The organism is Bacteroidia bacterium, from assembly GCA_037045145.1.
Lineage (GTDB): Bacteria > Bacteroidota > Bacteroidia > AKYH767-A > OLB10 > OLB10.
In genome coordinates, this window is record JBAOIA010000005.1 from 65,741 (window position 1) to 80,717 (window position 14,977).

At 36.5% G+C, this 14,977-nt stretch carries 12 protein-coding genes; 5 read left to right on the top strand and 7 right to left on the bottom strand.

What is annotated here, in order from left to right; all coding sequences use genetic code 11:
* Positions 1-49: 49 nt before the first annotated feature.
* From gldN to topA, 7 genes are all read right to left on the bottom strand, one after another.
* Entirely contained in the window at positions 50-901 is an 852-nt protein-coding gene (gene gldN, locus V9G42_00425) for a gliding motility protein GldN (GenBank protein ID MEI2757874.1), read from the bottom strand.
* A gap of 30 nt (positions 902-931) precedes the next feature.
* Positions 932-2,539 (bottom strand): gliding motility protein GldM, encoded by a 1,608-nt coding sequence (gldM, locus tag V9G42_00430; GenBank protein ID MEI2757875.1) that lies wholly within the window; start codon positions 2,537-2,539, stop codon positions 932-934.
* A 59-nt stretch (positions 2,540-2,598) separates the two neighbouring features.
* A complete protein-coding gene (gene gldL / locus V9G42_00435) occupies positions 2,599-3,408 on the bottom strand; it encodes a gliding motility protein GldL (GenBank protein MEI2757876.1) in 810 nt (269 codons plus the stop codon).
* A 76-nt stretch (positions 3,409-3,484) separates the two neighbouring features.
* Positions 3,485-4,747, bottom strand: a complete 1,263-nt coding sequence (locus V9G42_00440; GenBank protein MEI2757877.1) for an SUMF1/EgtB/PvdO family nonheme iron enzyme — start codon at positions 4,745-4,747, stop codon at positions 3,485-3,487.
* A 149-nt stretch (positions 4,748-4,896) separates the two neighbouring features.
* On the bottom strand, positions 4,897-5,799 hold the full coding sequence (locus V9G42_00445; GenBank protein ID MEI2757878.1) for a type IX secretion system membrane protein PorP/SprF: 903 nt from the start codon (positions 5,797-5,799) through the stop codon (positions 4,897-4,899).
* Between the two features lie 128 nt (positions 5,800-5,927).
* A complete protein-coding gene (locus V9G42_00450) occupies positions 5,928-7,100 on the bottom strand; it encodes a formimidoylglutamase (GenBank protein ID MEI2757879.1) in 1,173 nt (390 codons plus the stop codon).
* Between the two features lie 11 nt (positions 7,101-7,111).
* Positions 7,112-9,712, bottom strand: a complete 2,601-nt coding sequence (topA, locus tag V9G42_00455) for a type I DNA topoisomerase (GenBank protein MEI2757880.1) — start codon at positions 9,710-9,712, stop codon at positions 7,112-7,114.
* 198 nt (positions 9,713-9,910) lie between these two features.
* On the opposite strand from topA, the gene miaB reads away from it, so the two are divergent.
* From miaB to secG, 5 genes are all read left to right on the top strand, one after another.
* Positions 9,911-11,383, top strand: a complete 1,473-nt coding sequence (gene miaB, locus V9G42_00460) for a tRNA (N6-isopentenyl adenosine(37)-C2)-methylthiotransferase MiaB (GenBank protein MEI2757881.1) — start codon at positions 9,911-9,913, stop codon at positions 11,381-11,383.
* Positions 11,384-11,465: 82 nt separating this feature from the next.
* Complete coding sequence (locus tag V9G42_00465; protein ID MEI2757882.1) at positions 11,466-12,686, top strand: sigma-54 dependent transcriptional regulator; 1,221 nt, start codon at positions 11,466-11,468, stop codon at positions 12,684-12,686.
* On the top strand, positions 12,686-13,228 hold the full coding sequence (locus V9G42_00470; protein MEI2757883.1) for an LptE family protein: 543 nt from the start codon (positions 12,686-12,688) through the stop codon (positions 13,226-13,228). Before V9G42_00465 ends, V9G42_00470 begins: the two co-directional genes overlap by 1 nt.
* A complete protein-coding gene (locus V9G42_00475; GenBank protein ID MEI2757884.1) occupies positions 13,228-14,655 on the top strand; it encodes a hypothetical protein in 1,428 nt (475 codons plus the stop codon). The genes V9G42_00470 and V9G42_00475 overlap by 1 nt, the downstream gene beginning before the upstream one ends.
* Before the next feature lie 12 nt (positions 14,656-14,667).
* Positions 14,668-14,977: preprotein translocase subunit SecG (secG, locus tag V9G42_00480; GenBank protein MEI2757885.1), on the top strand; the 310-nt coding region annotated here is incomplete at its 3' end.

Consider the following 14,977-nt stretch of genomic DNA (forward strand, 5'->3'; position numbering starts at 1 on the left):
AGCGAGGCTGCCTAAATGGGCAGCCTCGCTCTTTTTATGTTGTTTGAAATTAATATTCCCACATATCGTGTTCAAGGTTTATTATCTCTGATTTAATTCTATCTGCTTCAAGCAAAGCATCTAAACCTGTTTTGTAATCTTCTATACGTCTGTTATAAACATTTGACTCTTTAATAATATAGCTGTTAAACATACGCTTATGAAACACATCATCAAATGTTCTGCGTTCGGTATCGTTTTCACGATTGAAGGCTTCGGCATTTGCAAGAAGCTTTCTTGCTTCAGGATAATAAATCCAGAAAAGAGGTTTTTGAATGTTGCCTTCTCTCACATTACCATATTCATCTTCTGCAAGCATTAATGGGGCTATTCCAATGATACGGCACTCCATTATAGAACGCTGTTTGTCAAAGAACCACTCTTCTTTAATACGATATGCAATAACTTTATCACGAGAAAATGTACGCTGAACGGCTGAATCACGAGTAAGATACGGTGGCTCTGGATCTGTAATCTGTATAGTGTCCATACCGGCTCCACCAATTTTCTTAAACTCTTCTAAAGTCATTGGCGTTGTAAATTCATCGTCAGTTGTTGAATATGCAGTTAATGATCCCTCATCAATAGCATTCATCAAAATTTCTATAAGACTTTTTCTATCCTTAGTATCACCTTCACGCGGAAACCGCAGTGGCAGATTAATCTTTTGTTTGAGATCTATTACTTCCCAAACACGCTTTGCCCATAATACATCGGCCTCGCGCAGAAATGCATACTCCATTACTTTGCGAGTAGGATTGTGTTCTTTTACATAAACACCATCCAATACCGTTTGTGCATTTGTTTGTTTGACAGTAATTGTCATTGCAAACAGGAAACAAAACAACAGGACTTTTTTCATCTTACCCTCCGTGGTTTATTGTTTAACGAATTATTGAATTGTAAAGTTTACACTAGGAATACTTCTTGTTCCTCCATCAGGACCAACAGCCTTAATATATTCAAAATATACTTTATCGCCTGAACGAGCCTTACTTAACGCTGCTTTCATATTTGCAGTGATAAGGTTGTTATTACTTTCCAATTCAATTGGATCTTTTCCTTTTGGATATAAAGACATTTTAAATTTGGTAACTTTATAATAAATTTCAAAGTCAAAATTCTCTAATTCAGCAATAACAGCGCTCTGAGCAATAAGTGCATTTTTCTGCATCGGACCTTCTCTTTTACCTGCAATTTTTGCAACAGGATCAGGAACTCTTTTCACACGGAACTTCATTGCACCCATGTTTATTTTCTTTCCATCCATATCAGCAATAATTGAGATTGTAGCTTCACCTTGCTGAGTCACCTTAACAATATAATCAGCGCCTGTTCCTTTTGGATTTTTTGTTAATGTTCCGCCCCCACCTGAAATAGAAGCAACTACTTTATTGTTTGGAACACCTGGTACTGAAATAGAAACCGGGTTTTCCGGTCCTATATAGAATACGTTCATTTTAGTTGGAGAAACAACTGCCGCTGGTTTTGCTGCAATATATTCTGCTTCAAATGGATATTCTTTAACTTTTGATGGATCTTCAGGATCTTTCACTTTAATGACGCCACCCCATTTTTTAACACCTTCTGATGATGGACGATCTACATACTTGCCCAATCCGTTTTCTACCGGCAAAGTTCTGCCACCTACTACGATTTCTGCATCAGAGCTTTTATTAAAAGCAGCTAAAAATACATCTGCCTTATAATCCTGACCGGTGAGTACATAGCTTGTTGGTGCAACAACCTTAGGTTCTACATCTGTAAACTTCAAATCCTTAGCATTAATTTGCGCCAGAAGATAGTTGTTTACTTGTGATTCAGCAGTTTTAATGTCAGATTGAATTTTACTGAGCATAGCTAAAGCAGCAACTACCGGAGTATGGTAGAATGTTGCCATCTCCCAAGTTTTCTTCTTTTCTTCTTTTGCAAGTTTACTATTAGGATCAGGATCTTTAAGATTTATTAACTCATCAAATCTTGTCTGGAAATCTTTTTTATCCGCATTATCAGTGACAAATCCTATAAGCTTAACTTTATAGTCCTCAAGCTTCTTTTTTAGTTCTGTTCCTTTAAAACCTTTTCCATCTTGTTTATCACCACACATTACCAATGTAGGTGTATCGTAATCATCGTTTTTCTGAATATCACGAGGACCTGGAATTTTAGCATTAGCCTCAAGTTTATCAGCTTTTCTAACAATTTCATTCTTTATGTCTTCAACATATTTATACAAATCATCAGATGCTTTATGAACCTGGGCTGCTTTTTCCTGAAAAGGTTTTGCTTTTACAGCATCAGCCTGTGCGGCTGTAGTAAATGCATCCATTACCTGTTGATTCTTCTTAATAACGTTAAGGTTGGATGCAGTAATTCCTTCATCAATGGTAATAAAAGCATTGATGATTTCTTTTGAAACGTTAAGAGCAAGCAGAGCAGTTAACACGAGGTACATCATGTTAATCATTTTCTGCCGCGGTGTCAGTTTACCACTCGCCATAGTCTATTTCTCTATATCTAAAATTGGTTGGTTATAAAATAATTTAATTAATCTGATACTTACTTGTTTGGATTCAGGTTCATTGCTGATAACATGTTTCCATAAACAGTATTAAGCGAAGACAGGTTTTTAGCCAATTTGGAGACTTCATCTTTATACTTCTTTGTATCATCTAACGACTCGTTCAAGTTTGACATCAATTGGTTAATGCCATCATAAAACTTCGAAGTTTGCTTTAAGTGGTTATTTGAATCCTGCAATTGAAGTTCATAAACTGCATTTAATGCTCCAAGGTTCTTTCCTGCCATTTGCACTTGTTCATTATACATCTTAACATCATCGCTGGCTGTTGACAAAGAACTCATTGCTTGTGCTGCTTTTTGATAGGAGCCGGACAGTTCTGTTACAGACTTAGTAGCTGCATTTACATTCTTAACATAATCATTAGTAGCAACTGATGCATCAGAAAGGTCGGCCATTTTAGCTGTATTTTCACCTAATGACTTTAAGCCTGTTCCTAAACTGGCAATTAAATCCGGGCCAATTTTAGCATCAGATAACATTTTATCTAAAGCCTGTGATACCGGATCTATTTTTTTCTTTTTGTCTCTAGCATTATTAGGATCATGCATACCTGCTAATTCAGGATAAACAAGTGTCCAGTCAATTTCTTCGTGTAGCGGTTCAAAGGCTGAGAAGAAGAAAATTACAGCTTCAGTAAGAAGACCGACTGTAAGCATGATACCAGCACCTTCCCAGTGTTGGATTTTAAACAATGCTCCAGCAATTACAACAGATGCACCGAGACCGTACAACATTGCCATAAATTTTTTGTACTTTTTTCCGGATGTGAATTCAGCTAATCCCATAGTTGATTTTGAAAATTTAATTGGTTGATTTTTAATTTATTTATTTTGGTGATAATAATCGAGTAATAATTAATTCTTAAAAGTCAGCTTTATCACGACCTAAGAATGACATAACACAACGGAATCCTACGTAACATTTCGCTGTATCCTGATACTCATAAGAACGAGTACCTGTTTGCAAAAAGTATCCTACATCTTTCCATGATCCACCGCGAATTACTTTTCTCTTTAATGCAACTGGATCGGAATCTTTAGCATCATAAGAATAATCCGGATTTAGGTCATGTGAGAAATTATAGGCAGACTCTTCATATGCATTACTTGTCCATTCGGACACATTGCCTGACATACAATATAAACCATAGTCGTTTGGCCAATAAGATGTAGTTTTTACGGTATAAAATCCTCCATCATCCATATAGTTACCACGCATGGGTTTAAAGTTACCGAGAAAGCAACCACGGCTATTTCTGATATAAGGACCACCCCATGGATAAGGTGCTAAATCATGCCCGCCTCTTGCAGCATACTCCCATTCAGACTCTGTGGGTAATCTGAAATCCTGAACGAATGACTCTCCGTTTTCTTGCAAATAACTGTTCAACAATTGTGTTCTCCAGATACAGAAAGCACGTGCTTGTTTCCATGTTACACCTACAACAGGATAATCGTCATAGGCCGGATGCCAGAAATACATATTTGTAACAGGGTCATTATATGAATATGTATAATCATGAATCCACGCTAATGTATCAGGGTAAACATTAATAATATCTTTCTTGATAAACACAGAACGGTCTGTCATACCTTGTTCACGATTTGACTTTTGTGCAGCTTCTTTAAGATCAATCCAGTAATATTCAAAATTCAGTTTCCGTGAATCAATTTCTTTTCTTCTGTAAAAACGCTCACTTTCAGGTAAAAACAACTCAGCCAATGTCTCTACATTCTGTTCATCTTCCCATTTAATTTTCTTACGCCAGTTGATACGTTCGCCATATTCTCCTTCTTCAATAAGATGATCGCCACCTATAAGTCGATGTGCAAGCGAGTCGCGAACCCACTCAACAAACTGCCGATATTCGTTATTGGTGATTTCTGTATTGTCCATATAAAATGCATGAACAGAAACAGATTTGCTTTGAGCAACCATAGCGTAAGGCACATCCTGATCGCTGGGGCCCATATTAAAGGCGCCTGATGGTATAAACACCATGCCGTATGGATCAGCCTGATACCAGCGCTCTCGATTAAGAGCACCAACTAACTGTCCTTTGTTACCGCCTCCGCAGCTGCTGAGTAAAATCACTGCGATGATGGGAATAAATAGTTTTCTCATGTTTGCCAAATTAGTAACTGGAGAATTATGGATGTTAAAACGATTTAAATTTACTTTTATTACTTTCAGTTTGTACTACGCCTTTTTATTATTCTGTTTATACTTCAGTTTCAAAGATAAGTTACTAATAAAATTTAGTTTCTCTAAATTTATAAAAATCTTACATTTTTTAATACCGGTATTATCTTTGGCTTAATCACATAACAATAACCTAGCATTATTTCATGAGTGCCACTGTGATACCCTTTTAATTTTGAAGTAGTAATATCATAAGAATACCCAAGTCTAAGATTTTCGATAATATTAATACCTGCCATCAAAACAATAGCATCCTGCAGTCTGTAAGATGCACCAATCCATACTTTATCTTTAATATGCAGATTTGCATTAATATCAGCCTGTGTTTCTTTGGCATCTGACTTTATAAATAAAGATGGTTTTAATTTTAAAGATGGCGTAAGATCAATGTCAACACCTCCCATAAAATAAAAATGGGGTACAACTTCTACTTTGGCATCATCTGTATATTCAATTTCTCCACCGGTTAAATGTGTTGCCGAAGCACCAAGATAAAATTTATCTGACTTGTAATATAAACCAGCACCTAGGTCAAACTTAGAACCTGTTCCTGATTTTACCAATGGATCATCAGGGTCAATAGCATTAAAATCGTTACCATAGCCACGCTGCAATAAGCCTGCATCAATACCAATTCCTAACTTGCCTGCACCCAGATCTAAATGATATGAATATGCCAGTTTGATATTAAGATTTTTTTGATTCAATGGTTTGTCAGTCAAAACTGAAAGACCTAGCCCGCCATGTAATATTTCAACTGGCGATTCTACTCCAAAAACAGCGGTTTTTGGGCCACCACCAAATTTATCCCATTGATCGCGATAAATTAAAGTACCGCAAATTGCTTCGTTGGTACCTGCAGATGCCGGATTTGGATACAAGCGGTTAAACATGTTTTGTGAAAATTGAGGATCCTGTTGTCCAAAGGATACTGATGCGGTTGCCACAGCTACGACTGTAAAAAGTCTCTTCATATACTATTCAGGTTGTTGATTCGTTTAATATTATACGTCTTTATTTGCGGCCCTAAAGTAAGCAAAAAAACAAATTGCAAACAAAAGGCACTTTTTTATTTCAATAAATGAGTTAAAATCGGGCATAGTTAAGACAGTTTCTTTAAGGCTTGCCACCATCTTTCGGGAATTTCATTATTACATGCCTTTTGATAATCATCATAGCTGCAAGGAACCAATTGATGTCTATCTAATTTCTTTTTAATTTTACTCAACGGGATTTCCATCCACCAGCGTCCTGTTACATTGCTTTTCAGAAAATGCATTTCTTCTTCATTCTCTCTCAGAGTCAGGTTATAAACAGTAAATTGAGAACTTGTGCTATCAGGAAAATCGTTCTTTCTATTGTTAACGCCTTCCATAAAATACCATACCATTTGCGAAATTAATGCTGCTGTCATTTGGTTTGCATCTTTAGAAGCTGCATACTCATAGAGTCCAATTCCTTCTAATTTATCACTCATGCCTGCATAATACATAATTTGACAAGCCATATCGCCTGTTAAACCATTAGGTGATGGTGCAGAAGTTGCCGGAGCATCGCTAAATCTTATACTGGACAAGTCAAATGTCAGCACATCGGCATTTCTGATAATAGGCTCCATTTCTTTAGAGTCCTGATTTATTTCTCCAAGTCTGTAGGTATCGAAATACAAATTATCCATCATATTTACAGCATAATCACCTACAAAATAGGTCTGATGTGCAATATTACTGTAATTATAGAGATGATTGGGTTGATCCATAACAATATTACCAAGCCAACTCACAGAGTCCAATGGGTCTGATGGCATGCCTAAATCAAAACGCGCATCTATCCCAACCATATTGATAATCTGATCTATCTTTTTATATGCTCTGTAATGCGCAACCGTCAAGTCCTGACTGGCTCCAATTATTACAGGAATTATTTTCAATTGAAGTAATGCAATGACTATCTCTGTTATTGCTGCATAAGTATCTTCTACTGTCACGCCCAATCTGATATTTCCTAAATCTGCAACAGGAACACCAACACCATGTTTCTTCAATTTATAGAGCGACCTTCTAACATAATCAACACCATTTTTAGCTTCATAGTCGTTTTTTGCACCTCGGGTCTCCTCTACTCCAACAATGGCAATTTTTATATTGTTCATAAATGGAAATCCTGATGAACCAAGATTTTTTTCAATATAATGCCACATTGAATCAACCGGAGCATTGGACATTTCCTGCTCTATTGAATCACTGATGGGATAGAAAAATTCGCTGATTTGCATGACTATCTTCCTTACTTAGACTTCGATTTACTTTTTGTTTTAGCAGATGCAGCTTTCTTCTTTTTTGCTGGCGCTGCTGATTTTTTTGAAGCAGCTTTTGTCTTTGTCTTTTTTGTAACTGCTGACTTTTTCGTCTTTGTTGTTTTTTCTTTTTTTAATGGAACACCAGACAATTTTGCTTCAATCAACGATCCGAGATAATCAATATCTACCTCGAAAGGATCGTCACCTTTTTTAAGTGCCACAAACAAATCATCGTATTTAATATAGGGACCAAATCTTCCTTTAGCAATAACTACCTCTTTGCCTTTATACTGTCCTGCATTTCGAGGCAGGCGTGGTTTACTTAAAATATCAACAACAGTTTCTAAGTCTATTTCTAATGGATCTTCTCCCTTGGGTAGTGATATAAATTCTGTTCCATATTTAATGTATGGTCCAAATCTTCCTTTGTTGATTATTATATCAAGTCCTTTGTGTTGACCTAAGGTACGAGGTAATCGAGGGCCATCAAGTATTGCTTTAATTGAATCAATTTCAATGGTAAAAGGGTCTTCTTCTTTGGGCAGCGAAATATATTCTTCACCGAATTTAATGTAAGGACCGTAACGACCATTGTTAACTATCAACTCTTTATTTTTATATTGACCGAAATGTCGAGGTAACTTAAATAAATCAAGTACTTCCTCAAGTGAAACCGTTTCGAGTCGCTGGTTTTTATGCAGGCTTGCATACATTGGTGTGTCCGATTCTTTTTCGGCAACAATTTCTGCCATTGGCCCAAAGCGCCCTAAACGAACAATTACTTTTCTTTTTGTTTTTGGATCCTTCCCCAATGCTCTTTCGCCAGTGGCTCTGTCGCTTGTTTCAATTGTATTTTCAACATTCTTATGAAATGGTTTATAAAATCCTGCAATCATTTTATTCCATTTCAGCTTGCCTTCAGCAATTTCATCAAACTCCTTTTCAATTTCAGCAGTGAAATTATAATCAAGAATATCTTTAAAGTATTCAACCAGAAAATCGTTAACTACAATGCCTGTATCAGTAGGATACATTTTGTTTTTCTCAGCACCGGTAATTTCAGTTTTTTCAACTTTGTTTATTTTACTGCTATTAAGTTCAAGCACAACATACTTTCTTTCTTTACCCTGACGCTCTTCTTTAATTACATAGCCTCTTTTTTGAATTGTAGATATAGTTGGTGCATAAGTTGATGGACGTCCAATGCCCAACTCCTCTAACTTTTTTACTAAACTTGCTTCTGTAAATCTAGCCGGAGGCTGTGAAAAACGTTGTGTGGCAGTAATAGATTTATAGTTAAGTTTTTGTCCTTCTTTAAGTGGCGGCAACAAGGTATCATTATCTTCTTCGTTTTCATCATCAGACGACTCTGTATATACTTTCAGAAAGCCATCAAAAATGATAACCTCACCGGTTGCAACAAACTTCTCAGGGCTTTTCTCTGATGTTATTTTAACAATAGTACGTTCTAATTTTGCATCAGCCATTTGAGAGGCAATTGCACGTTTCCAAATCAAATCGTATAAACGCTGTTCACCAGGGGTTCCTTTAATGACTGAACGACTGAAACTGGTAGGTCTTATAGCTTCGTGTGCTTCCTGTGCAGATGCAGACTTGGTTTGATACTTTCTTTTCTGATGATAATTTTTACCATATGATGTATTGATTTCTTTCTCTGCATTTGCAAGTGCTTGCTCCGACAAGTTTACAGAATCAGTACGCATGTAGGTAATCATTCCGGACTCATAAAGCTTTTGAGCAATACTCATTGTAGTTGCTACTGCATATCCTAATTTACGCGAAGCTTCCTGCTGTAAGGTAGATGTAGTAAAAGGTGCTGCAGGTTTGCGTGTTGACGGCTTTTTCTCTAAAGACTCTATTTTAAAAATAGCATTCTTATTTTTTTCAAGAAAAACTTCAGCTTCTTTTTCTGTTCCGAATTTTTTATCTAACTCTGCCTTCAGGATTGTTGTACTTCCGGATTTATCTTCAACCAGAAAATTGGCTACAACTTTATAAAAGGATGTAACTTCAAAATCTTGAATTTCACGCTCACGTTCAACGATCAACCGCACGGCTACTGACTGTACTCGTCCGGCAGACAATGAAGGCTTTACTTTCTTCCATAAAATAGGCGACAATTCAAAACCTACCAGTCTGTCAAGAATTCGTCTTGCCTGTTGTGCATCAACAAGGTGAATGTCTATTTTACGTGGATTCTGTATGGCCTCAAGGATTGCATCTTTGGTGATTTCATGAAAAACTATTCGTTTTGTTGCTGATTCTTTCAGATTTAAAACCTCAGCCAGATGCCATGAAATTGCTTCCCCCTCACGATCTTCATCCGTGGCTAACCACACTGTCTTTGCCTTGCGAGATAACTTTGTGAGCTCATGAATCACTTTTTCTTTATCCTCACTAACCTCGTATATGGGTTCGAAATTATTCTTGATATCAATGCCATTTTTGGTTTTTGCAAGGTCACGTACATGACCATAACTTGACTTAACGACAAAGTCTTTCCCAAGGAAACCTTCTATTGTTTTGGCCTTTGCCGGTGACTCAACAATGACTAAATTTTCTGCCATTTGCTACTTTTTGAAGGGCGCAAATTAAATCATTTCATTTTGTTATTTCCAAATGCAACAATAGTTAATCATTTGCCGACTTGTTTATTTTAAAGTACCTTTGCCGCGTTTTACAGAGATAAAATCATGAAACCTGATCAGGTTAAAAATTGTTGAAAACCTCTTTAAAACTTTTAAAACAAAAATTTTACAAAGAAAATGCACAACGACATAAAAGTAATTGATGAAAACCGGCAAGGTGAACCAACCATGCTTCAATCATCATCAGAAAATGTGAGTTCTAAAAAACTTTATTTAGAAAGTTATGGTTGTCAGATGAATTTTGCAGATAGTGAAATTGTTGCATCTATTTTAAAGAATGAAGGTTTTGAAACAACTAAAGATGTTAATCAAGCCGATGCTGTTTTTATAAACACTTGTGCTATTCGTGATAATGCAGAACAACGCGTTCGAACCAGACTTAAAGATTTTAAAAAGATAAAAAAAGAAAACCCCGATTTGATTGTTGGAGTGCTCGGTTGTATGGCTGAAAGACTTAAATCGCAATTTTTGGAAGAAGAGAAATTGGTTGATATTGTAGTTGGTCCGGATGCCTACCGTGATTTACCGTTATTAATTGAAAAAGTTGAGGATGGACAAAAGGCAGTCAATGTTATTTTATCGAAAGAAGAAACCTATGCAGACATTACTCCTGTTAGATTGGGCAATAATGGTGTCACTGCTTTTGTGAGTATCATGCGTGGATGCGACAATATGTGTTCTTTTTGCGTTGTTCCATTTACACGTGGTCGTGAACGCTCACGCGATCCGCAGAGTATAATTAAAGAAGTGGAACAATTATTTAATGATGGCTACAGAGAAGTTACATTATTAGGTCAGAATGTTGACTCCTACTTGTGGAATGGAGGCGGACTTAAAAAAGATTTAGATGCTGAAACTGTTCATCTGGCATTGAATCATCAATTACCATCCGAACAGCAAAAAGATTTTGTCACTTTTTCTAATCTTCTTGAAATGGTAGCAGAAGTAAACCCTGATATGCGTGTCAGATTTTCGACATCAAATCCTCGTGACATGACAGATGCAGTGCTGCACAGTATGGCTAAATATGAAAATATTTGTAAGTATATTCATTTACCGGTTCAGTCGGGCAACAGCAGGGTTCTTCAAAAGATGAACAGAGGTTATACACGTGAAGAATATATTTCAAGAATTGAAAGCATTAAAAGAATTTTGCCCTCATGCGGCATAAGCACAGATATTATTGCCGGCTTTTGCAGTGAGACTGAAGAAGAACATCAGGAAACAATCAGCCTAATGGAACAAACTATTTATGATTTTGCTTTTATGTTTGTTTATAGTGAAAGACCCGGAACCTATGCCGAAAGAAAATTTGAAGACGATGTGTTACCTGAAGTTAAAACCAAAAGGCTGAACGAAATAGTTGCCTTACAACAAAAACATTCCGCTATAAGAACCAATATGTCAATAGGTAAAATTTTTAAAGTTTTGATTGAAGGTGTTTCTAAGAAATCCGATGAAATGCTCATGGGCAGGAATTCGCAAAACACAGTGGTTGTCTTTCCGAAAAATAATCATAAACCCGGAGAGTATGTAAACGTTAAAGTAAATAAGTGTACGTCAACTACGTTGATTGGTGAGGTTGTATGAGAAATTGTGAGAAAGTAAAACATCTTTAACCAATTGCTGTTTAAGAAAAACAAAAAAAGAAATACATAGTAAATAGCCGTAAATGACCATACAAGATATAAAAGCACGATTTGGGATTATTGGTTTTTCATCTTTACTTGACCATGCATTAAATAGAGCAAGGCAGGTAGCACCTACAGATTTAACAGTGTTGATTACAGGCGAGAGTGGTTCCGGAAAAGAAGTGTTTCCACAAATCATCCATCAGTTAAGCTCCAGAAAACATGGTCCTTACATTGCCGTAAATTGTGGTGCAATGCCCGAAGGAACTATTGACAGCGAATTATTTGGTCATGAAAAAGGAGCATTTACAGGTGCGCATGAAATGCGTAAAGGATATTTTGAAGTATCTAATGGGGGCACTATATTTTTAGATGAAGTTGCTGAATTACCCATGTTTACTCAGGTGCGTTTACTTCGTGTTCTTGAGTCGGGAGAATTTATAAAAGTTGGCTCCAGTAAGGTTCAGAAAACTGATGTTAGAGTTGTTGCTGCAACCAATGTAAATATTCCTGAAGCAATTAGCAGAGGACGTTTCAGAGAAGATTTGTATTACAGACTTAATACCGTCCCAATTCATGTGCCCGAACTCCGTGAACGTACAGAAGATGTGCATTTATTATTCAGAAAATTTGCAGGAGATTTTGCAGAAAAGTATCGAATGCCAGCGCTCACCCTTCAGCCCGAAGCTTTGCGTTTACTGATGGAGTACCGATGGCCAGGAAACGTCAGACAGTTGAAAAACGTAACAGAGCAGCTAAGCATCATTGAGCAGAAAAAAGAAATTAGTGCAGAGGTACTTTTAAAATATTTGCCTCAGGAAAGTTTTGCCAACGTACCCATGTTATTTAATAATAACAAAGGTGGCGATTTGAATGAGCGTGAGTTGTTGTATAAAGTTTTGTTTGAAATGAAAAAAGATATTTCAGAACTTAAAAAAATTGTGTTTAATATCATCAATAATGGCGAGCCCATTCATCTTGAAAATTCAGACATTGATGCAGAACGATTTTTAAATGATGTTCAAGGACATCCGGTTTTACATACCAACGATTCTTCAATTACACTGTCTAAACCCACGCACATTGAAGTTAAGCCACACGAACATGTTGAAGAATCGTTGAGTATTGCCGACAGAGAAAAAGATTTGATTATTCGGGCTTTGGAAAAATATAGAGGTAAAAGAAAAGGTGCTGCCAAAGAATTGGGAATATCTGAACGAACCCTTTACAGAAAAATAAACGAATACGGTATTAAAGACTGATGAGTAATATAAAACTGATTTCAGATTTAACAAAGAATAGACTTTTCACAGGTTTAATATCTCTTTTGTTGATTGCTACATTATTGGAATCGTGTGGTGTCTATTCTTTTACAGGAGCGTCAATTACACCGGGCGTTAAAACAGTAAGTATTCAGTATTTTCCCAACAGAGCATCTGTGGCACAGCCAACTTTAAGCCAAATTTTTACTGATAAACTCAAAGAAAAATTTGTTTCACAGACGTCACTCATTCAGGTAAATCAATCCGGTGATTTGCGTTTTGAAGGATATATTACAGACTACACAGTGCAGCCTACGGCCATTCAAAGTACCGATGTTGCTGCATTAAACCGCCTCACCATTACCGTTCATGTTAAATTTGAAAACATGAAGGACGAGAAACAGAATTTTGAAACTAATTTTTCGAGGTATGCCGACTTTGATGCACGTAAAGATCTGGCAAGTGTTGAGTCATCTCTGATGAATAATATATCTTCGCAGCTTGTAGATGATATTTTTAATAAATCTGTTGTTAACTGGTAATGACTAAGGAACGTTTTTTTAATTTCATTCAACATCCGTTAAGCATACATGCCAATGATATTGAAGAGCTGGAACAAATCATTGAGCAGTTTCCCTATTTTCAGACTGCCAGATTGATTTACACCAAATCACTTCACAATGAAAACAGTTATTTATTCAATGACGAATTAAAACGAACTGCTGCCTTTGCTGCCGATCGAAATGTTCTGTATAAACTCATTCACACCATCAATAAGGATATTACTATTGATGAATCTGACAATATTATTTCAGAAGATGTTGCATCAAAAACTGAAATTTATCCTGCACAAGAAACATCAGAACTGAGCGCACATATATTCGAAGAAAAAGCAGAAACTAACGAACAGGCAATTGTATTTGAAGCAATAGAAGATTCGGAATCGCAAGATGAACCCATCATATTTGAAGAAAAGACATTCGCTACGGAGCAAAGCGAGCCAATTATTTTTGAAGAGAAGCAACCTGAAATCGTAACACCTGAAGCAATAGTTTTTACAGCTATTAACGAGCCTCTCACTGCTGAAAGTGTAGAAACAGATGCAATTGATACTTCAAATAAAATTACAGTTAACGAGGCGGTGAAAAATGAACAGCCGCTGACACCGGCAGAAATTTTGTCGCAGCGACTGCGAGAAATTGAATCGCAATTAGAAGACAAAAAAGCAGAATCAACTGAAACGGTTGCTGTGCCGAAAGAAAAAACAACTTTCCCTGAGCCACCTCAAATTACAGAACCTTTAATAACTCAGCCTGAAGTGTTGCCTGAAAGTGCTGAAATCAATACCGCGGAGCATGAAATTAGTAATGGCGAAACGGTTATTCCCCAACCTGTAGAAGAAGAAAATCTGATAGCCCCTTTACCCCAAAGCTTCGAAAGAGCTATTGAAGATGTGGCAGAAAGTCCGAAAACACAACCCACTTTGAATGAAGAAATTGATACCCCTGATACCATTATTCCAACGGAAGTAAAACCGTTGACTGAGGCTGATAAAAATGAAAAACATTCATTTTCTGACTGGCTACATCGTTTTCAGCCACAAGAAGAAAAAAAAACATTAAGTCATAATGTTTTAGTTGAGCCTGATAAATTCAAAAACCTCATTAACAATGATTTATCAGATGAAATTGAAACAAGAAATACAAACAGTGAAATCGTAAATCAATTTATACAAAATGAGCCCCGTATAGAAAGTAGCAAGACCAAGTTTTTCAGTCCGGGCAATATGGCCAAGTCAAGTGTTGCAGATGTTTCTGACATAGTTTCAGAAACATTGGCAAAAATTTATTTAGGTCAAAACAATTTTAGCAAGGCTATTCAAACCTATGAAAAACTGATGTTGAAATATCCGGAAAAAAGTGTTTACTTTGCAGCCCTTATTAAAGAAATAAAGAAATCACAGATTTAATATTCAATCAATATGTACACTTTAATTACCGTGTTAATAATTTTAATTAGTGTTTTATTATGCTTTGCCGTTTTGGTTCAAAACTCAAAAGGCGGAGGTTTAGCTTCCGGATTTTCTGCACCGCAACAAATTATGGGCGTACGTAAAACCACTGACTTTCTTGAAAAGTTTACCTGGGGATTAGGAACAGCATTAATTGTTTTTTGTGTTGTAGCAAACTTTATGACTCCCGGCAGCAATAGCAACACTGAAGTAAGATCATCCTCTATACAAGAGCAAATTGACAATGCAACACTACCAGCAGCACCACAGGCGCCATTGC

Excerpts from the sequence above, each read along its gene's own strand:
- topA (MEI2757880.1), bottom strand. The coding sequence starts at position 9,712 with ATGGCAGAAAATTTAGTCATTGTTGAGTCACCGGCAAAGGCCAAAACA.
- V9G42_00440 (MEI2757877.1), bottom strand. The coding sequence starts at position 4,747 with ATGAGAAAACTATTTATTCCCATCATCGCAGTGATTTTACTCAGCAGC.
- miaB (MEI2757881.1), top strand. The coding sequence starts at position 9,911 with ATGCACAACGACATAAAAGTAATTGATGAAAACCGGCAAGGTGAACCA.
- gldL (MEI2757876.1), bottom strand. The coding sequence starts at position 3,408 with ATGGGATTAGCTGAATTCACATCCGGAAAAAAGTACAAAAAATTTATG.
- gldN (MEI2757874.1), bottom strand. The coding sequence starts at position 901 with ATGAAAAAAGTCCTGTTGTTTTGTTTCCTGTTTGCAATGACAATTACT.
- V9G42_00445 (MEI2757878.1), bottom strand. The coding sequence starts at position 5,799 with ATGAAGAGACTTTTTACAGTCGTAGCTGTGGCAACCGCATCAGTATCC.
- V9G42_00465 (MEI2757882.1), top strand. The coding sequence starts at position 11,466 with ATGACCATACAAGATATAAAAGCACGATTTGGGATTATTGGTTTTTCA.
- gldM (MEI2757875.1), bottom strand. The coding sequence starts at position 2,539 with ATGGCGAGTGGTAAACTGACACCGCGGCAGAAAATGATTAACATGATG.
- V9G42_00475 (MEI2757884.1), top strand. The coding sequence starts at position 13,228 with ATGACTAAGGAACGTTTTTTTAATTTCATTCAACATCCGTTAAGCATA.
- V9G42_00470 (MEI2757883.1), top strand. The coding sequence starts at position 12,686 with ATGAGTAATATAAAACTGATTTCAGATTTAACAAAGAATAGACTTTTC.
- V9G42_00450 (MEI2757879.1), bottom strand. The coding sequence starts at position 7,100 with ATGCAAATCAGCGAATTTTTCTATCCCATCAGTGATTCAATAGAGCAG.